Origin of the sequence: Pseudoalteromonas sp. SG43-4 (assembly GCF_014164325.1) — a bacterium.
In the GTDB taxonomy this organism is placed as follows: domain Bacteria; phylum Pseudomonadota; class Gammaproteobacteria; order Enterobacterales; family Alteromonadaceae; genus Pseudoalteromonas; species Pseudoalteromonas distincta.
On record NZ_JACJFB010000002.1, the window covers coordinates 309,373 to 329,094 of the forward strand.

Consider the following 19,722-nt stretch of genomic DNA (forward strand, 5'->3'; position numbering starts at 1 on the left):
CCAATACGTTAACGCGATTTGCTTATATTACTGACTGACGCAGGAGACCTCAATGTTAAATGAGGAGAATTCACAGAAAATTGGCACTCTTTACATTGTTGCCACCCCAATTGGCAATTATGACGACTTAAGTCACCGTGCCATTGCGACATTATCGCAAGTTGACTTAATAGCTGCTGAAGACACTCGCCATACCGGCAAGCTACTTAGCCACTTTGGAATTAAGGCAAAAACGTTTGCATTACACGACCACAACGAAAAGCAAAAAGCACAACAAATTATTGATCAACTTAATCAAGGTTTAAATATTGCTTTAGTATCTGACGCTGGTACGCCACTAATTAGTGATCCAGGCTACGCGGTTGTAAATCTATGTCGTGAACAAGGCGCTCATGTTACACCTGTTCCAGGTGCATGTGCTGCAATTACAGCCGTATGTTGTTCAGGCTTACCAACCGATCGTTTTCAGTTTATTGGTTTTACGCCAGCTAAAAGCAAAGCTCGCCAAGACTTTTTTACCGAAGCTGTTAACTCAGGTATTACCAGCATAATGTACGAAAGTACGCACCGTATTATGGCAAGCCTTGATGATTTAGCACTAGCTCTTGGTGATGAGCAGCAAGTTGTGTTTGCTAAAGAGCTAACCAAAACCTTTGAAACATTTTTTAATGGTAGTGTAAGTGAGCTTAAACAGTTTTTAACAGATGATCCCACTAAGCAACGCGGCGAAATTGTATTAATGTTGCCGGGCAAACCAAAACTAGTAGACGATGTTCCACCAGAAGCGCGCAAAATGCTGGCACTGCTTGAGAGTGAAATGCCAATGAAAAAAGCCTGTGGCGTTGTTGCTGAATACTTTGGAATGAAGAAAAACGCTTTATACAAAACAATTATTGAAGAAAAAGAGTAAATTTTACTGCGCTTGGTATTAGCCTCATGTATACTGCGCGCCGAGTCAGCCAAGATGATCGCTGCCTGTGACGAAAATGATCAGGGGGAGGAAAGTCCGGGCTCCATAGGGCAGAGTGCCAGCTAACGGCTGGGGGGCGTGAGCCCACGACAAGTGCAGCAGAGAGGAGACCGCCAATCTCGATTGGTAAGGGTGAAAGGGTGCGGTAAGAGCGCACCGGGCCGCTAGTAATAGTCGGTTGCAAGGTAAACTCCACTCGGAGCAAGACCAAATAGGGTTCTATCATTTTAAATAATGAACGCGTGGCCCACGTGAGAACCGGGTAGGTTGCTTGAGCCATAGAGCGATTTATGGCCTAGACGAATGATTATCACTTTCTTCGGAAAGGACAAAACCCGGCTTACCGGCTGACTCAAACTCAAGCGTAAGCATCTGATTTATTAGATGCTTACGCTTGAACCACTAATCTCATGGCACAAAATTTCAAAAGTGTGCCAAATAGTGTGCCAAATAAACTCAATACGTTACTTACACATAGGTAACTTAATGAGACATATCAAACTCCCCGAACACCTTATACTCCGAAAAGAGCGTTACTATTTTCGTTATGTTTTCCCCCGTAAATTTATCGGCTCCGATATACGTATTTCACTTAAAACCAAACACCTTCATCATGCTTTAAACTTTCTAGAATTAATCAAACCCGAATTAGATAAACTAAAAATACTTGCGAGTGATCGACACAATATAGATACTGAAACTTTAATCACTCAAGCAAAACGTATCTTAATTCATATGAAGCAAAAACTTACCCATGAGCTAAGCAAAAAAATAATAGCAAAAGAAGAACAACGTTATGCTTCAACGGCACACTCTATAAATGGCATTAAAGCAAAGCCGTTAAACAGTCACTCACCTACACATTTAAGAACAGCAGCAAATATTATGCTTTCTATTGCAGATGGTGAAACAGGTGAATTATTAGTTGAAGCTTTAAAAAACAATGATTATGAAGTACTTAATATTTATGTTTTGGTCAGCAAGTACATTGCACTTAAAAATAGTGGTTTAAGCAATGCTGAGATAGTAGCTAATAAACAAATCGAAAAAAGTGTTCGTCAACTTGCACGCCAATTAGTTACGTTTTTACTCGCTGGTATGTTTAATAGCTCTGAAGTTGAAACAGATGAAGACTTGTTTGATTACTCAGATGAAGACGATAACTTTTACGCTGATAACATTGATGCAATAGATACTCTCAACAAACACGATGTAGAGTTCGAACAGGGTTCATTAGAGTATTCAGCATTCAAAAGCATGCTAGAAACATCAAGAAATTTGCAGGCTAAATACTTGGCTTCTTGCTTAACTAAAGATTCAGAGCAAAAACATTTATTAGATTCAATGTTTAATAAAAACTCACACACTATAACTGACAGTCAGCCAAGAGAAGAAAAACAACAAATTCAAGGCCCATTATTTTCAGAAGTTTATACCGAGTTTTTAGATTTTAAAGTAAAGGCTGGTTTAAGCGATAGGCTCATAAAAGAGTATGCCCGTCACTACGAAGCATGGTGTTTACTGAGTGAAGACAAACCTATTGAAAGTTATAAAGCGAGTGACATAGGTCGTTTTATTGACCGGTGTTTTCAGCTACCTAAAAAGAACTGCGCACCATACAGTAAAATGAGCCTACAAGAGTGCCTAGACTTTGATGTGCCAGAAGATGACTTAGTGACACCTAAAACAGCTCAAGGCTATTACAAGTGGTTACAGGGGATTTTCTCGTATGCTAAAAGAGATACTGTTGAATATATTCAGCATTCACCATGTACTATAAAACGAGACTTTAAGCAGCGTATTCGTGGTGCTTTCAATAGTGCAGAGCTAAATAAGTTTGAAACATTCGCTATGCAAACAAAAAGTGCATGGCAAAAGTGGTCACTATTATTAGCCATGTATTCAGGCGCAAGACGAACAGAGATATACCAGTTAAGAAAGTCTGATATTCGTATTGAAGATGGTATTCACTACATATTAGTAACTGATGAACACGAATCACAACGCCTTAAAACTAATAACGCAAAACGTAAAATTCCTATCCATAAACGTTTAATCGAGCTTGGCTTTTTAGAGTATGTAGATCAATCACAAGAACGTATTCTATATGAAATAACATCGGCTGAGAGTATTACTAGTTGGTTCGGTCGTTTGGTTGTAGCGCTTGAAATACCTAGCGTTAATGAGCTAGACGAACTTCGCAGCTATCACAGCTTTAGACATACGTTCATAAGTAATATACGCAATAACCACATGTTTGATCTCTCACTTATTCAGAAAGTTGTTGGTCATGAACTTTCAAAAGGTGGGATAACTGATACGTATACACATGGCGGGGTAGATTTAAAAAGGCTACAAGTAGTTGTTAATTGCTATGGATTTTAACCCTTATTTATTTTAATAAAAAGGCTCTAAAGTAGTTAACGTAACTTATTGTGCAAACATGAAAACTTATGAGATCATATACAAAACCGATCTATCAATGGAATTAGATATGTATACAGAGCTATACGAAAAATTAAAAGAAGAATCAAAAGATTGTATCTTGGAAGAAGAGCTCCGTATTGCTTGGACAACTGCATTTTCTAATGTAGGTATTAAGTTCCAAGCTGAGCGGGATCGGAATGATTTACTACTAAATCAAGTCATTATTGAGTTAAAAAATAAAGGTCTTTTTAATGGAAAAGTGACATCACCAGCATTTAAGAATGCTGTATTTGATCGCTTAGATAAATATATAAGACGTAGGGCAAAAGCAGAAGGTATAAATCAAGAAGAATATACAGGTATTGCAACCGATGGAGAGTATATTGCCTTTTGTTATATGAAAAATGATGAAATTACACATCAAGATTTAATGCCTTTATCTGAGGTTTCTGTAACTAAAGTATTAAAGGCATTAAAAAGTAATCAACGTAGAGCTTTAACGAAACAAAACTTAGTTGAAGATTTTGGTCATAACTCTACCGTTGGAAGGTTATTAATGACTAGCTTATCAAAAGAACTAGCTCTTCATTTTAACGATACTGAAAATAATAAAATAAAAATGTTATTTCGAGAGTGGCAGTCTTTATTTGGTCAAGTTTCAGGTCTTACTCAAGACCAAGTAAATAAAATAACAAAGCAGATTGGTTTTAAGTCTCCAACTATGGGAGACGAAACAGTATCAGGTTCTTTGTTTGTTATTCATACTTATAATGCATTAATAATGAAGTTGTTAGGCGCCGAATTAGTTTCATATCTCAATCTTACTCAGTACAAGGATTTCTGTGGAAACCTTGCTACAAAAGATGATGACGATTTATTGAATACGTTAGGCTTGGATATTGAAAAAAGTCAGTTTTTTGAAGCTGTAGGCATCAAAGGGTTTGTAGAAGAAGCTATATTTTCATGGTACTTAGACATAGCAAAAGAAGATCAAAAAACTGAAATTATTAGCTCTTTAAAAGAGGCGCTAATACAAGTATCACTTTATCGTTTTGATGACTTAACGTCAGCCCGCTCAAAAGATGTTCTTAAAGGTTTTTACCAAGCTTTGGTTCCAGATGTTTTAAGAAAAAGCTTAGGTGAATTTTATACTCCAGATTGGCTAGTAACCGATACACTTCGTCGAGCAAATGAAAGTACTTGGCTTGATAAAAAAGTGCTTGACCCAACATGTGGATCAGGCTCTTTTTTACTACAAGTAATAGGTTTAAAGAGACAGGAAGCCAAAGCACAAAATTTAACTCCTGAAGAAACAGTACAGAAAATATTGGATACAGTATGGGGTTTTGATTTAAACCCCCTTGCAGTTCAAGCAGCCAGAGTCAACTTTCTGATAGCTATATCTGATTTAGTTGTCCAATGTAAAGCAATGAAAGTAGAGTTACCTATTCTATTGGCTGATAGTGTTTATTCTCCTGCGGAAAACCCTAAAGGTGAAGGTCAAATTGTAGAATATCGTATTGGTAGCACCGTTGCTGATTTACTTATTACGATCCCAACCGAGCTTGCCTTTGATAGGGTTAAGTTAGATCAAGTATTTTCAATAATGGGGGAATGTGTTGATAAGGATCAAGAATACTCTGATGCTGAAGCTAAGCTACTCAGGCGAAGTTTACTAACTAAAGATGAGTTAAATAACTGGCAAGATCCTCTAAAAGATACGTATAACAGAGTGCTTGCGCTACACAGAAAAAATTGGAATGGTATTTGGTTTCGAATTATACGTAACTTTTTTTGGTCTGCAACTGCTGGACAATTTGATTTAATAGTTGGTAATCCTCCTTGGGTCAGATGGTCTGCATTACCAATAGATTATCGTGAAAAAGTTAAAACTACTTGTGAGGAGTATGAGATTTTTTCAGAAACCAAGTTCCATGGTGGTAATGAACTAGATATATCTGGAATGATTACTTATACAACATCTGACAAATGGCTTAAATTTGGAGGGAAATTGGTATTTGTAATTACACAAACTCACTTTCAATCCCCTTCTTCACAGGGGTTTAGAAGTTTTAAAATAAATGATAGTGCTTTTTTAAGTCCTATTTTTGTTGAAGATCTGAAAAATTTAAAGCCGTTTCCTGATGCAGCTAATAAAACTGTAATTGTAGGGTTTCAAAAAGATAGGATTCAATCCAACCCTTACCCTGTTGAATATAATATTTGGCATTCAAAAAAAGGCTATAAGAAAGCACTTAAAGAAAGTCAATCTCTTGATGATATACACGTAGGTATTGAAAGAGTTACGATGGAAGCTAATCCTGTAGGAGAGCTTAACTCACCATGGGCAATTATGAATATAGGGGAGTTTGAAAAAACTAAAAATATTCGAGGGAAATCGCAATGGATAAGTGGTAGAAAAGGCGTAACAGCTGATTTAAATGGCGTTTATATGGTTGAGATATTTGATGTCGATGTAAAAAGACATTTAGTATTAATCGAAACAAGGCCTGATGCTGGTAAGAAAGATATTGGTGTTGCGAAGAAGTTTTGGATTGAGCCTGATTTACTGTTTCCAATGGTAAAAGGTGCGTCTGACTTTTCTGCATACAAGTTCTCACCTAAACGCGATCTTTACCATCTAGTGCCAAATGAAGCGATTACTAAAAAAATATTATTAGATGCTGAAGAGCGTTTAGAAAATGATTTTCCAGAAACATATAAATATCTACAGACTTATGAAGATTTACTACTAGATCGTTCAACATATAAAGCAAGACTCAGCAAATATGCTTTCTATCATATATACAATGTTGGCAGTTACTCATTTGCACCTTATAAGGTCATGTGGGCTGAGCAGAGCGGTACCTTTAAAGCAGCTGTATGTTCTAGTAAAGATGTTCCTTTGATGGGGGATAGGCCATACGTACCAGATCATAAGGTGTATTTTGTTGACTGCTCTTCTAAGGTTGCGGCTCATTATCTTTGTGGTCTATTAAATTGTAGTTTAGTCAAACACTACATTGAAAGTCATACTATTAGCATACAAGTAAGTAATATTTTTAAACATTTAGAGCTTCCTAAGCTCGATGGCACTTGTAAAAGCTCTTTACGTCTTGCTAATATTTCTGAGCTTCTTCATGGCTTAGAGGAAAATAACGAGAGGCAAGTCTTATTGAGTGAGGCTAATGATTTAGCGATGAGTATCTTAACAAGCAAAGATTTGTAATCTTATAGTCAATTAATGTCTCATAGCTTGATAACAGAGTTTACTTTACCAACTAACGTTAATACATATTAACGTTAGTTGGAGGTACATATTCATACTTCTCTATTTTTTTGGTATTGGGCAGAGCAAAACCAATCGCTTTTAGAGATAGCTAAAGCTATTGCTCTAGTAATTGTATTAACAGGCTCTCTGTTAGCTACTGTTCGAAAATGGTCCTGAACTTGTTCTATTGAAAAGTCATTTATTTTAAGCAAGCTTTCAACCATGCTTGTAAACATAGTTAATGATGTCGATGCTTGTATTTTATATTTACTAGCTATTTTGAAGTCGTTGAAGTGATTCTCAGCTCTAATCTTAGAAGTTTGATCCCAATTGTCAGGTATGGATGTAAAAAAGTTAACGGTGATTGGAATGCTTTCAACTATCTCGGCTGAAATCCAATTATCTTTATAAAAACATTCGTGTAAAAAATATGGATGTAAAGGCTCCGTTTCTGCAGATACAATTACGGTACTTCCTTTACCTTTATTACAGTCAGTGCAAGATGGGACTAGATTTGTTGGATGTACAGAAAATAATGGATACCTTGCTTTCGGTAAGTAGTGATCAAGCGTTTCTACAATGCCAACTTTACAAAAAGGGCAAATTCCATCTGATGCGGCTTTTATTCTATCGTATAGAAGCCTTGATTTTTTGCCTTGTTTCGAAAAGCAATTACTGTATAGGTCGACAAACTCTCTTTTACTCACTTTATCGAAAACTATGTCTTCAGGGTGAGCATGTCTAGAGGGCTGAAATAAATGTAGCTGTATCTGCTGAGCTCTTAGAGCATAAAGCAATTCATGATTTGGAATACGATTAGTAATCGCTTTGAGCAAAGCTACATTTTCTGAGGCAGATTCATTAATACAGCTTAGATAAGCGTTAGAGAAACTACACGTGGGCAAAGGAAGTCTATGCATTTAATGGCTCTTTGAGTCTCTAATTGAAATCATACTTCTGAGTAAAAACTGTCCTTCTACACCAAGCTGATTATTATAACTGTTTAGTATCTTTTCAAAAGAGTCTCCAGTGTCTACGGATGATTGAAGTAATTCGTGAAAACCTGACTTTATAACTTCTAAGCCAAACACTTCTCGAGTTAATACACCTACATTTTCTGCAAAGGTTTCAATTGAAGGCCTTGATATACTTACGCTTTCACCATAGCGAACTATTTTTGAAACATTTGTTTTAGGCACCTCCTGTAGTACTACAGGGGAGTGAGTCGCTACTATAGCAACAGCATTACTTTTGAATAATAAATTACTCAGTGCCCTAGTGAATGCAGATAATAAAGGAGGATGTAAGTGGCTTTCTGGTTCATCAATTAACAAAAGTGTTTTTTCTTCAATTTTTTCTATCAGCTTTGTCACGGTAAGGATTACTATTGCATGGCCTGAACTCATTTTTGATATAAAGTGAGTAGCTGTTCTCTTTAGATATTCATCGCTAGTTATTTCGGCTAATACATTTAAACCCATGTCTGCGAAATTTCTATCAGATTCAAGGGTTTTTATAGCCTGAAGCCACTTTTCTTTTTTTGAGTTATTAATAAAACAACTTCTCAAGCTGCTATAAAACTCAATATAAAGTTGCTCTAATGATTTTGGGGAAGCAGTTGCAGTTTGTTTTAATCCTATATAATAGTAACAAGCTCCTTTTGATGGATCAGACCTTTCTGCAGGTGGAGTAAATGGATCAAATACACTAAAAGATACAGAAACTATACTGCTAAAATAATCAGGCTGTATTAATTTTTTAGTACCAAATTGAACGTTTTCACAGAAGTAACCATGACCGTGCTTTTGCTGGATAACACTTTGTATCATCCCGTTTAATAAAGTCGTTTTTCCTACCCCATTTCTACCTATAACTGCGTGGATATTAGTATAAGGTTTCGAGTTAGGTCTAACTTCAAAATTCAACTCTAAAGGGGCAAGGTACTGACTTTCATTTCTTATAAAGCAGAAGTTATACGGTGTTAAAACTGCATCGCCGTTCAAAACACGTCTTAACTGACCATTGATTGAAGAAAGACTAACAGATCTCAATAACGAAGTACTGAAAACGTCTTCATCTTGAATGCAATCAATAATACTTGGGTTAAAAACTATATCATTTAATTTAGTTAACAATTCACTTTTAATATGGGCTGATAATTTTTCATGTATGTTTTTATAAAAATCAACACCTTCACCAAGAGAGAAAAATTTATTTGGAATAGCTGAGAATTCCGAGTCTAGTTTACTGTATGTTGACTCGGATGTTGTTTGCCCTTGAAAGCCAATTTTTATATTTCCTAAGTCATGCCGAGTCCCATCTTCATCGTAAACTATTAAATAAAACATAGTTATATACGAATAGTCATTCCATGAATCAACGAACAAGTAAGCAGTATCTTTACTTGAAGTTGGGGCACCTGTATTTCTTGGGACTATGACAAACTTCATATTTTTATTATCCTTAACAACTTTTGGGTACATAGTACATAGCTTTTTGATAAGAGAAAATTAAAATTTTATGTTACTCAGTAATCAAAGGCGAAAGTGTAAACTAGGTATAAGCAGTCAAAAAAAGCTCTGGTTTTAAGTAGTTAGTCATATATACCGACTATACGTTTATGTATAAGAGGTATCTACGATGTCTAATTACACACCTACAGAATGCTACTTAAATAACTTAGCACCAACAGGACGAAAGGCTGTTATTTCATTGATAAAAAGTGTTAAAAACACTTTGTCATTGAATGATAAGCTAACTGCATTACCATTACACAAGTTAAGTTTTGAGCAGCTTTCTACACTTAAACAAAGCTTAGTACTCAATAATAAGTCAGCTAGAACTATCCAACTGACTTTTCAAGTAATTAAAGCCATAGCTAAAACTGCTTTTTTGATGAATTTGATTGAGCAGCAGGAACTTGAAAAGTTTAATGTACTTAAGCTCCCTCATATAGAACCAAGCTTAAAAGGTAAGTCACTTACAGCCACACAGCTTAAAAGCATATTAAAACAGCCCTACACACCACCTTCAATTATTAACACACGTGATATTGCATTATTAGCTTTAATGGCTGGTGCGGGATTGAGAAGATCTGAAGTTTCGGCTTTAAAGCTTAGTGACTTTTCAATGGCTGATCAGCTAGTTGTTATCCATAAGGGAAAAGGAAACCGTACTAGAACTCAGTATTTACCAGTGTGGGTATTAGAGTATTTAAGCTCATGGCTAACGGTACGTGGTAATAACGAGGGGCCACTATTTTGTGTGGTTTTAAATGGTAGAGCTATTCAAGCTCGTGGTATTTCACCTGAAACTATATATAGCGTTGTAACGGCCAGAACGAGTTATGTTTTAGGGGAAAAGTTTACACCCCATGACATGAGGCGAACCTATATTTCATCACTCTTGGCTAATGGTGTGGATATTTCGACTGTGAGTAAGTTGGCAGGGCATAAAAGCATTATTACTACACAGCTATACGATAAACGTGGCGTAGATAGTTTAAAACGCGCTGTTAATACTTTATCGGTGAATGGGTGAGGTGATTATGAATAAGTTGCTAATTAGCCAATTTACTAGCCATTATGGTATCAAGTTAATAGAGTCAGGGTTGTTTGATGATGATACATTTGAGCAATATAGCCCTAGGGAAGTACAGCAGCTATCTGGCTCAAAAAGATCAAATTTACCTATTGAATTAGATGATTTATACGAATCATTTGTTGGGATAACCAAAGGCTTTGATCAAAAATTACTTTCAAAAAACAGCCGTTACTTTAGTAAAAGCATTGGGTTACCTAGCAATGCTAACGCCCTTATCGAGTTTATTGTTGTTGGTACTCTCAAACCAACCATTTTTAAGTTTATAGAACAGTTTATTGCTAAATCTGCGTATTCATATTCTGATGCATTCAGTGTGTTATTAGGGCTTGGGGAGTTTGAGCTCGAAGAGTGTATGGACGTACTTGAATCGATTGGGCTATATAAAAACCGCACTTTTGACTATGAGTTACCATTACTCCCTAAATCACTTGCCCATTATTTATTTACTAGCCCCCAATACAAGACTAAAGATGCATTAGAGTTATTTTTAAAAAATGAAGAGCCAGCTAGTTACAAGTTAAGCTCTTTTGGCAATAGGGATACAGTACACCTAAAAAGCTTATTAAATGGTTGGAAGGGATCAAACAATAAAGGCTTAAATATATTGATATATGGTGCTGTTGGTACGGGTAAATCTGAATTAGCTAAGTCTTTATGTAGTAATGCTGACCTAGTTTTAATGAAAGTTAAATCTAGCTCTGAAGTTGATGCACAAGTTGAAAGACAATTAGGCACAAAGTCTTCAACTAGCTACCGCATTCATAACTTATCTATGGCACGTAAGTTAATGGGAGATCGCCGTGATGGAGTGTTACTTATAGATGAATGCGAAGATATATTCGATGTAAACATGTTTGGCTCTAGCGAACCAAAAGAACTTCTGCATAGTTTAATTGAAGAACCTAATGGTGCAGCCATATGGATTACTAACCATATTGAAGATATCCCTGAAAGTTGTGTACGGCGTTTTGATTTTGTACTTGAAATGCCCCAGCTAACAAAGGAAAAGCGTTTAGAGCATGCCCTAGGGTACTTTAATGAACTAAAAGTAAGCCAAAGCTTTATTAAAAAGGTAGTTTCGAACAAACACCTAAGTTTGGCAAATATAAGTAAAGCAAGCCATGGGGCTCGTTTATGTGGTTATGAAAGTGAAGCTGCGCAAGAATTTATAGATTCATATGTTGAAGGGGTAATGGTTGCATCGGGTATTGATTTAAACCAAATGCATTACAAACCAGAGCTGAAGTTTGACCATACCAATATTAACTTAAAGGGCTCGCTTTCTAACCTTAATGATATAACCAACGCCCTTAATAACCATCATAGCGCGAGAACGTTATTATTTGGCCCTGCGGGTACTGGTAAAACAGCATTTGTTAACCATGTATGCCAAGAAGCTGGTTTTGAGCTAATTAGTGTTCAGGCTTCAGACATTTTAAGTAAATGGGTGGGGGAGAGTGAACAAAATATAAAGAACTTATTTATACAGGCTACAGAAGAAGGTGCAGCTATATTTATTGATGAAGCCGACAGCTTATTTTCAAGCCGTGAGGGCGCCACAAACAGCTGGGAGGTTCAATCCGTAAACCAATTATTATGTAACCTTGAAATGTTTGAACTTCCTTTCTTTGCAGCTACCAACTTTAAAAAGCGTTTAGACAAAGCTTTACTTCGCCGTTGTGACTTCAAGCTTGAACTAGATTACTTAACACCTGAACAAGTATCACGAATGATATTAAAGTTAACAGGCAAAAAAGCCTTGGCTAAAAGTGAAACCGCTAAGTTGGTTGGATTAGATCATATTACTCCTGGTGATTTTAGCGTAATCGCACGTAAAATGCGTTTTTTGAATAAAGCGCTGACATCGATTGAAGTATTAGAGTTTTTGTTTGAAGAGCAGAAGTTGAAGGGCGATTGTAAACGGCGCATAGGTTTTTAATGTTTGAGAGCAGCTGTTATTTATTTTACTTGACTAACCTTAATTGCTAGATTATTGAAAGCTATTAATTTGAGTAAATCTAACATGATATATAGTACTGAATTAGAACTGATTTTTCATAAGTATGATGGTTTGGCTTTTCAATTCTTTTTCAACGAGCTTATGGCACTTGCAGTAAAAGATTTCTGTCCCGTTAGGCAAAGAAATGATGGAGGGAATGATGGTTTTGTTAAGAGTACAGGCACTTTTTATCAGGTATACGCGCCTGAATCAGTAACCAGCTCAACTATTAAGGTAGCATCATCAAAGATGATTGATGACTTTGATAAATTGGCGACAAACTGGCACTACCGTATAAAATTAAAAGAATATGTTTTTGTTATTAACGATAAGTTTAAAGGTTCTGAAAGCGAGTTAATTCGTCGTATTACGCAACTAGAAGATGATAGAGGTCTAAAAACAAGAATACTTACCGCTTTTGATCTTGTTAGTATATTTCATTCAAATCTGACTAATAAACAAAAAGAATTATTAATATCAAGGCATTCGATTGGAAGCGCCAGTGATTCAGCGCTTAAAGTCGCTGCAAAAATAGTTTCTAAGAGGTTGTCTTTAGAAAAGTGGAAACAAATAGATGAGCAACTCTCTTTTTCGTCAATGTATGAGTCAGATCTAAACATACTCTTGCAAATTAGCTCAACACTATTTTCAATGGATTTTAACGTTAACGAAAGTACTATAATTAATGAACTAATTAATTCAATAAAAAATCTAGTAAACTTATTCTATGCTAAAAATACAAAGGAAAGACATGGAGAAAGAGAGTGGGATAATTCTTGGAAACGTATAAATAATAACCCCAAAGCTAACTACTATATTGAAGAACGAGAGAAGTGGGAATCCCAAATAAACTCAAACACAATTCAGCTGTGTAAAATTTTGAATGTATTTGCAAAATTTGTCAGACAAAACCAGATACCAGATTTTCTTGAATACAGAAATTACACTATAGTTAGACGAAAGAGTGGTACTCTCAATGAGTATGTCGAGATCCAATATTAACTAATGGCAGTTACACAGAATCTGTTACAGGCTCTTTTCTTCTAATGTGCTACTTTATAGTCGTATTTTCTCTAAGGTTCTAACATTTAATGGTACTTTCAAAAGTAGCTAAAAAAATATACGCGCTTTCATTTCTTTGAAAATGTGAATTAGCAACAGGCAAATTACAAAACCTTATGTTATATAGATTTAATATCAAGAGATTAATTATCCCCATAGTGGTTTTCGTATGAAATACAGGTTTAATGGTAATTCTCCCAGACCTGCTATATTTTAGTCGATCCCGATATAAGATAAAAATACATCAATCATTACCTTTCTTAATTACAGGTCTTACAATTGATACTTTAGATTTACCAATATCCCTTTCAGATAATATTATTGGTTCTATATTTTCAACCTTTTCTAGCTCTGCGATTAACTGCTCAAAAAGGTGATCGTGATCTTTGTATTCATCTATATTGCTTTCTATATTTAGCATTTTATTCAACTTAGAATAAATACCTTTGTTTATAGATATTGTTATTCTTTTATTATTGAACTTTAACTTTCTTATTCTAGATAGATAATTATCCCAAATATTTTTATCTAGTATTCTTAAAAGTGGTTTAACCCGATTGAAAATGTTCTTTAACCCAGTTATATTTTCTTCTAACTCATTTTCTAATGATTCATTAATACTTTCTAATGATGTTAACTCCTCAATTAAATTGTTTATATTATTTGTTTTTGATTTTGAATACTTTGATATTACTTCTCTTGTTTGTATTATTTCAAATTTCAACTCTGGCTTAATTTCCTTATTGTATAATTCATTATGTGAAATGTACCACTCCCAAATTTTAATGCTCTTTCTACTCATTATAAAACTCCAAGTTCATTATTATAATTTTTCGTTCTGGAACTTTTCTTTGTTTATTTTCGTTTCGGAACGAATGAAGTTGAGTTTAGTTCTGGAACGGTTTTTGTCAAGTGCCTTTTAGTTACGACTATTTGCAAAGGTGACGAGTCAGTGCCTGTAATCTTAATAATTTAAATCTGTAAAAAGTAAGTCCACATTAAAGGTTAGGACTAAACATGAAAGATATAGATGAATTGCTCAATGATAACATCAGGTTAGTTGGACATGATGAGGTAGGTGAACATTCGATTAGTTTATCGTTAATAGATACTGTTATTGAGTATAATAATAAAATATATACCTATTCTATAGGTAGAAGTGAAGTTAAAGAGTTCTCAATTGATCAGTTCGTTTCTAGGTACGGTTATGATTATCGAGAAATTGACTGTGTTTTTTGGAGCTTAGATACGTACAAATACTTGAAAAAAGAAAACTCATTTAAGCATCCAAAGATACATGATGTTATAAAAACTAAAGTTGAAAACAAAAAGACAGTAAAAGACTTCTGTGGTGTTGAGTCTTCAAGTCACCTTGATTTATTTGCTATAACTTTAAATGTAAAAAAAAGGCATGTTAAAAAATTAATTAAAGAGCTTTTAAATGAAGACTTAATAGAAAATATATCTAAGAAAAAACATAAGTGTCGGTATTATAATCGAAAAGCTTTTAACGAAAATGAACACTTTTATATTTATTACTCTCCAAAGGGAAAGGCGCGTAATTATTTAAAGGTAAGGTGGAACCCTGCATTTACAAGTGATAAATATCTCAGGTTTTTTTTCTCTAGGCTAAAGTCATTAGTAGGTAATAATTATAGTGAGATAGTTAATGAGTCCTTAATTTCTAGAGTTGATTTTGCATTAGACTTTAAAGGTGATTCAGTTAAAGATACCATATTAAATATAAGTGGTTCTTCTAAGTTAAATAACTATTTTAATAGTGAGTCAGTTATGGAAACAAAGATAGTTGGTGCGAGTGAGTTTAGATTACAAGTATATAATAAGTCTTTACAACAAGGATCTAATTGCTCAGATTCACTTAACAGAATTGAAGTTCAATTAAAAAGACCTAAGATAGAAAAATTAAGGGTTCAGCTAAAAAACATTTGTAGTATTCTTGAAAAATCAAATAAAGTAAGAATGTATAGTATTACCGACAATAAATACTTTAGTGATGATGAAATTAATATTCTAAAATATTTAGGCGTGGTTGGATTAAGATCTACTCTTAATAATTCTAATGAGAAGAAGAGGCTATATCGAAATCTTACCAAGGTTGAAGTAAAAGGTTTTGGTGATAAATTAATGAGCGGATCATTAGCTGAGTTACAAAAGCTCAAAAGGCTTTTATTAAAACCTTAATACGTAATTGGAATTGTGCCAAATAGTGTGCCAAAATCTACATTTACGTTTGCTATAATTAATATAATGTATTGATTTATAAGTTTATATTGGAGTATCCTTGTTGACTTACCGGCTGACTCACTCATTCAATAAAAAAGCCCGCAGTTAACGCTGCGGGCTTTTTTGTGCTTGTAAATTAAGGCAAGTAATTAGTTTTTGGCTATCTGTTTGCAGTACTCGTTAGAATTTCAACAAAGAGTGATAACCGGGCAGTGAGAAATTATGATGTATGAAGTCAAGATTTGGCCCCGTTGGCTTTTGCACATTGGCTTTTGTTAAATTTCACATAACACTAACAGCTTTACTTGTTAATAAAAAACCGCCATTTGGCGGTTTTTTTGTATAATTTCATTTTAGGAAGGTTTTGCTAATGCTATCGCTTCACCCGCAAGTGCGAAAATATTTTTAAGCATTAATTGTAAAATATGTCTAATCGAAGCGTAAGTAAAAGAAATTACCTTAAATGGATAGCCACAAAATGTTAGTATGTGCCCTAAAATCCCTTTTATATCTTTGGTACAGTTTTTAGAGAAGTCAATGCTATCAGCTAATGCTTTAGCTATCTGATCGTACACTGTGAGAGCGTTCGATAAATGATTTTGTATCGCATATAGCTTACCAGTATCACGTAAATGAGTTATTAAAGCTGCACCAATTTTCCTAGCCCATTTAGACGTGCGGCTACATTCGAGCCGTCTATCATAATCAAGCCTTACCTCTTCTTGAATTCGTTTTTCCATTCCTTTGTTGATAGCAGAGTAACTTTTGAAGTTGCTTGCTGTATGTAAATATCCTGGCGTCTCATTAGTCATACTATGTGCTTTTGGAGTAATAGTGGCAGCACCGTGTAAAATATATTCTTGTTCAGTATGCATAAATGGCCACACAGGCACTAAAGGAACTGGATCTGCGGCATGTACGCAACGATAGATGTTGTTATCTGTTGCGGACTCTGTTTTTACAGCAAAGCTATTATAACCAACGCGCGGCGCACCAAAAGTATATAATTTTACATTGGCACCGAAACGTTGCTTTAGCCAGTTAGCAGCTAAGTTTGCTAAAGCCCCACCTAAACTATGACCTACAACATGAATGTTTAACTTTTTCTTAGTGCTTTTTTTAAAGTATAGTTCTAACTGATTTTTGAAAGAGTTAAATGTATGGTTAAAGCCTGCATGTACAGGTTGATTATTACTACAAGTACTTAAGCCACAATGTAAATCAGTGACAACATCACGAACTTTAGCCGTGCCTCGTAAAGCTAAAACATAATCATCTTCATCTTCATATGCTCCTTTCTTACCCTCTGCAATGCAGCCAAAATTGGTCGAGTGGTTAAAAACTCGTTCGAGAATAGAACCACTTACACCTTTTATAGATTCTGATTCGAATGAAAATAAAGAGCTAATTCTTTCAAAATATGGATTAGCTCTCAAGCCTCTTTTGTCAAGGCTTTCGTATGAGATAGCTGCAAAATTAGCAGCTATTGCAGGGCTTAAAACATTCATTAATATTTCCTTATAATTTAGTTTTTGATTTATTAATTATTATCCGTTTCAATTTCTGAAAGGTCAAAATAAGCATTTTGTTCCACTACTTCAAAATCATCAGACCAACGACAAATACTTAAAGCCTCAAATTTATAGCCTTCAGTTTTCTTATTCTGAAATTTAAAAAGAACCTTTCCATTAGAGATGTCGGCTATTAATTGCCTTAACTTTCTTGCATATTCCTCTCGATATTTAACGCCTGATAATCTAGAACCCCAAAGGCAATATTCTTCATTATTGTAGGATAGATAAATAGCTTGAGAAGTGAAAATCTCAGCAAGTGGGACTGCTGGTTGATTAGAACGGATATTAATTTCAGGTAATGAGAAGCCCCCATTATTATCCGTGTAAGTGAAATCTTCAACACTTTTACCATCAGAAAAATTCAATACTCTCTCTATTTTTACATTCGATAAAGGTTTGCCTTTTTCACTAGCTTGGCCTTTTACCTCAGGGCACAAGTGCACTTTGTAAGCACCAATATGATTACCAAACTTTTTAAGTGTTGTTAAAAATGACATAAACAAGAAGCCTTAAAAATAGGCTGTGAATTTTTTGTGGGGAGGCTACATGATTCCCTTGCAAACTTTAATATTCACATGCCTTTGTAAATAGATCTCATATGATAAACAAGCTTATATAAAGTACAATAGCTAAAACTTAAGATGTATAGATAAAGCGAAAGATAAAGCTGGGCGCGAAGAAAATGACTTTGAGCTAAGGTCATTAATATAAAGGTAGGAGGGTGTTAACTGCTTTTTAGCGATTCGGCAGGGTCAAATCTTACCTTCATACATCAATGATCTAGATTTATAGTTTATTGCTCATTGAGTTTATTATTATGGCTAGACCACTACGAATAGAGTATGAAAATGTGTTTTATCATGTGATGAATCGCGGAAGAGGGCGTGAAAACACCTTTTTGAGTGATGACGATTCTAAGCATTTTTTATACTGCATTGAGGAAGCCAGTTTTCGTTTTAATATTGAAGTGCATTCGTATTATTTAATGACCGATCATTACCACCTACTAATAAAAATCCCTGATGCAAACATGGGCAGAGCCATGAAACATATTAATGGTCTCTATACGCAATATTCTAATAGAACACATAATACAGATGGTGAACTGTTTAGAGGTCGATACAAGGCGGTGTTGGTGGATTGTAGTAGTAACTAGACCAGACTAGCTGTGGGCATCTGACCAATGAAGTAAATTTAAATCCAGAGAAAAAAGAAGCAATGCGGGCGGCATAAAATTTTATTTGATGCGACAACTAACTTGAAAAACTCCGCAAACAAAGGGCAAAAGTCGATTAATATCCTATAAAGCCTTTTGCCTTTTCATAAGATACTTCCTAACCAGCGTTAATATATATTAGCGTTGATTACTTATTTTGCTTATTGGGTCGAGAGTATTAATATTGAGCTAAATACTAATATATACAACTTCAGCATTATTAAATAATATTTTTACCTTGTTCTGGGTCTCTTGATTGCTCTGCTTGTTCACGTATTTCGTCGGTATCACTGCTCACATCATCAAGTGTTTTAGTTTGATCAACTGTTTCACTTTTTTCGCTTTGCACTTGCGATGGTTGTTTTTCCTCTAAATTAGAAACATTTTCACTAGGGTCGGTGAGTATAATTCTTTCTCGTGCATCATCAGGCATGCTGATGTTTTGTTTTGTGAACTCATTGACTAATTCGCGCAAAAGCTGGGAAGCTACTTTTAATGGACTGTGTTGCTCGCTATTAACCCAAAAATACAAAACGAAGTTAATAGTAGATGAGCCTAAGTTTTTTATTAAAACCTGCGCAGGTGGATCGCTAAGCACCACATTTTGTTGATTGGCAATAGCTAGGGCAAGAGTTTGTGCGCTGCGTATATCATTATCATAGCCAATACCAATTTCTACTTTTCCGCGCATTTTTGGATTGGCAGTCAGGTTTTTAATAGTATTTTTATATACCGTCGCATTGGGTATTTGAATATGATTGCCATCGTAATCAACAAGTGTGGTTGCTCTTGCGGTTACTTTTTTAACAACGCCTAAACGATTGTCTACTTCAATTACATCGTCGATTTTGAAAGGCCTCTGTATGCTCAGTAATAAACTAGCGATAAAGTTCTCAGCTATGTCTCTAAAGGCAAAACCTAATATAAGTCCTATTAGTCCCGTTCCACTCATAATGGCGACAGCAAACTCGGTAAGCCCTGCTAAACGCAGGAATAAGTACACGCCAAATAAAATAATTAAAGTGCTTATACTGCGCCTTACAACTAGATGAACTAGTTTACTGTCAGTCATGTAGTCAACAGGCTTTATAAGCAATCGAGAAAGTGGCCCTGCAATTAAATAGCTTAATGCTAAAAGTATTATACCGAGTAATAGTGTGGGTAATATTTGCGCTGTTGCATGAAGTAATTGCACAGCTTGTTCATGAAAAAACTGCCACGTAAACACATCGCCTTGAAAACTTTGCGTGCTGGGAGGCGTATTGTTTAAAGCTATAATGTTTGATTGGCTACTAGGCATGGCTTATCGTCCGTGTTTGGTTTTTATAATCGCTAATATTAGGTAACAGCAAGTTT

The 19,722-nt window shown here is 35.0% G+C and carries 14 protein-coding genes and 1 other RNA gene; 9 read left to right on the plus strand and 6 right to left on the minus strand.

The annotated features are described in order from the left end of the window. Window positions 1-52 precede the first annotated feature (52 nt). From rsmI to H5160_RS03465, 4 genes are all read left to right on the plus strand, one after another. On the plus strand, window positions 53-910 hold the full coding sequence (gene rsmI / locus H5160_RS03450) for a 16S rRNA (cytidine(1402)-2'-O)-methyltransferase (protein WP_154903851.1): 858 nt from the start codon (window positions 53-55) through the stop codon (window positions 908-910). Window positions 911-951: 41 nt separating this feature from the next. Then, window positions 952-1,329, plus strand: an RNA gene (gene rnpB / locus H5160_RS03455) — RNase P RNA component class A. 127 nt (window positions 1,330-1,456) lie between these two features. Continuing rightward, complete coding sequence (locus H5160_RS03460) at window positions 1,457-3,355, plus strand: DUF3258 domain-containing protein (RefSeq protein ID WP_182736740.1); 1,899 nt, start codon at window positions 1,457-1,459, stop codon at window positions 3,353-3,355. 97 nt (window positions 3,356-3,452) lie between these two features. After that, complete coding sequence (locus H5160_RS03465; protein WP_220491127.1) at window positions 3,453-6,626, plus strand: Eco57I restriction-modification methylase domain-containing protein; 3,174 nt, start codon at window positions 3,453-3,455, stop codon at window positions 6,624-6,626. A gap of 92 nt (window positions 6,627-6,718) precedes the next feature. On the opposite strand, the gene H5160_RS03470 is transcribed toward H5160_RS03465, so the two are convergent. Continuing rightward, window positions 6,719-7,588 carry an HNH endonuclease gene (locus H5160_RS03470; RefSeq protein WP_182736741.1) on the minus strand — a complete coding sequence of 290 codons (870 nt, stop codon included), beginning with the start codon at window positions 7,586-7,588 and terminating at the stop codon, window positions 6,719-6,721. Next, the gene (locus H5160_RS03475; RefSeq protein ID WP_182736742.1) at window positions 7,589-9,118 is read right to left on the minus strand and encodes an AAA family ATPase; all 1,530 of its coding nucleotides are present in this window, start codon (window positions 9,116-9,118) and stop codon (window positions 7,589-7,591) included. A 190-nt stretch (window positions 9,119-9,308) separates the two neighbouring features. Here H5160_RS03475 and H5160_RS03480 point away from each other — a divergent pair, with 190 nt between their 5' ends. The 3 genes from H5160_RS03480 (at window position 9,309) to H5160_RS03490 (ending at window position 13,272) form a co-directional block, all read left to right on the plus strand. After that, on the plus strand, window positions 9,309-10,208 hold the full coding sequence (locus H5160_RS03480; RefSeq protein WP_182736743.1) for a site-specific integrase: 900 nt from the start codon (window positions 9,309-9,311) through the stop codon (window positions 10,206-10,208). A gap of 7 nt (window positions 10,209-10,215) precedes the next feature. Continuing rightward, window positions 10,216-12,210, plus strand: a complete 1,995-nt coding sequence (locus H5160_RS03485) for an AAA family ATPase (RefSeq protein ID WP_182736744.1) — start codon at window positions 10,216-10,218, stop codon at window positions 12,208-12,210. A 69-nt stretch (window positions 12,211-12,279) separates the two neighbouring features. Then, window positions 12,280-13,272, plus strand: coding sequence for a hypothetical protein (locus H5160_RS03490; protein ID WP_182736746.1), 993 nt, complete (start codon window positions 12,280-12,282; stop codon window positions 13,270-13,272). 304 nt (window positions 13,273-13,576) lie between these two features. Here H5160_RS03490 and H5160_RS03495 read toward each other — a convergent pair whose 3' ends face one another. Then, on the minus strand, window positions 13,577-14,134 hold the full coding sequence (locus tag H5160_RS03495; RefSeq protein ID WP_182736748.1) for a hypothetical protein: 558 nt from the start codon (window positions 14,132-14,134) through the stop codon (window positions 13,577-13,579). A 215-nt stretch (window positions 14,135-14,349) separates the two neighbouring features. Between H5160_RS03495 and H5160_RS03500 the strand changes: the two genes are divergently transcribed. Next, complete coding sequence (locus tag H5160_RS03500) at window positions 14,350-15,534, plus strand: hypothetical protein (RefSeq protein WP_182736750.1); 1,185 nt, start codon at window positions 14,350-14,352, stop codon at window positions 15,532-15,534. A gap of 395 nt (window positions 15,535-15,929) precedes the next feature. Here the strand turns inward: H5160_RS03500 and H5160_RS03505 are convergent, their stop codons facing one another. Both H5160_RS03505 and H5160_RS03510 read right to left on the minus strand, forming a co-directional pair. Further along, window positions 15,930-17,084, minus strand: a complete 1,155-nt coding sequence (locus H5160_RS03505) for a lipase family protein (RefSeq protein WP_182732814.1) — start codon at window positions 17,082-17,084, stop codon at window positions 15,930-15,932. A 32-nt stretch (window positions 17,085-17,116) separates the two neighbouring features. Continuing rightward, window positions 17,117-17,647 carry a DUF6795 domain-containing protein gene (locus tag H5160_RS03510; RefSeq protein ID WP_154903853.1) on the minus strand — a complete coding sequence of 177 codons (531 nt, stop codon included), beginning with the start codon at window positions 17,645-17,647 and terminating at the stop codon, window positions 17,117-17,119. 320 nt (window positions 17,648-17,967) lie between these two features. On the opposite strand from H5160_RS03510, the gene H5160_RS03515 reads away from it, so the two are divergent. Continuing rightward, window positions 17,968-18,306, plus strand: coding sequence for a transposase (locus H5160_RS03515; protein WP_259395014.1), 339 nt, complete (start codon window positions 17,968-17,970; stop codon window positions 18,304-18,306). A 280-nt stretch (window positions 18,307-18,586) separates the two neighbouring features. On the opposite strand, the gene H5160_RS03520 is transcribed toward H5160_RS03515, so the two are convergent. Then, window positions 18,587-19,666, minus strand: coding sequence for a mechanosensitive ion channel family protein (locus tag H5160_RS03520; protein WP_182736752.1), 1,080 nt, complete (start codon window positions 19,664-19,666; stop codon window positions 18,587-18,589). Window positions 19,667-19,722 lie beyond the last annotated feature (56 nt).

What these genes read in the sequence shown, in the direction of transcription:
- H5160_RS03475 (WP_182736742.1), bottom strand. Translation starts at nt 9,118, where the DNA reads ATGAAGTTTGTCATAGTCCCAAGAAATACAGGTGCCCCAACTTCAAGT.
- H5160_RS03495 (WP_182736748.1), bottom strand. Translation starts at nt 14,134, where the DNA reads ATGAGTAGAAAGAGCATTAAAATTTGGGAGTGGTACATTTCACATAAT.
- H5160_RS03480 (WP_182736743.1), top strand. Translation starts at nt 9,309, where the DNA reads ATGTCTAATTACACACCTACAGAATGCTACTTAAATAACTTAGCACCA.
- H5160_RS03485 (WP_182736744.1), top strand. Translation starts at nt 10,216, where the DNA reads ATGAATAAGTTGCTAATTAGCCAATTTACTAGCCATTATGGTATCAAG.
- H5160_RS03505 (WP_182732814.1), bottom strand. Translation starts at nt 17,084, where the DNA reads ATGAATGTTTTAAGCCCTGCAATAGCTGCTAATTTTGCAGCTATCTCA.
- H5160_RS03470 (WP_182736741.1), bottom strand. Translation starts at nt 7,588, where the DNA reads ATGCATAGACTTCCTTTGCCCACGTGTAGTTTCTCTAACGCTTATCTA.
- H5160_RS03515 (WP_259395014.1), top strand. Translation starts at nt 17,968, where the DNA reads ATGGCTAGACCACTACGAATAGAGTATGAAAATGTGTTTTATCATGTG.
- rsmI (WP_154903851.1), top strand. Translation starts at nt 53, where the DNA reads ATGTTAAATGAGGAGAATTCACAGAAAATTGGCACTCTTTACATTGTT.
- H5160_RS03500 (WP_182736750.1), top strand. Translation starts at nt 14,350, where the DNA reads ATGAAAGATATAGATGAATTGCTCAATGATAACATCAGGTTAGTTGGA.
- H5160_RS03465 (WP_220491127.1), top strand. Translation starts at nt 3,453, where the DNA reads ATGGAATTAGATATGTATACAGAGCTATACGAAAAATTAAAAGAAGAA.
- H5160_RS03510 (WP_154903853.1), bottom strand. Translation starts at nt 17,647, where the DNA reads ATGTCATTTTTAACAACACTTAAAAAGTTTGGTAATCATATTGGTGCT.
- H5160_RS03520 (WP_182736752.1), bottom strand. Translation starts at nt 19,666, where the DNA reads ATGCCTAGTAGCCAATCAAACATTATAGCTTTAAACAATACGCCTCCC.
- H5160_RS03460 (WP_182736740.1), top strand. Translation starts at nt 1,457, where the DNA reads ATGAGACATATCAAACTCCCCGAACACCTTATACTCCGAAAAGAGCGT.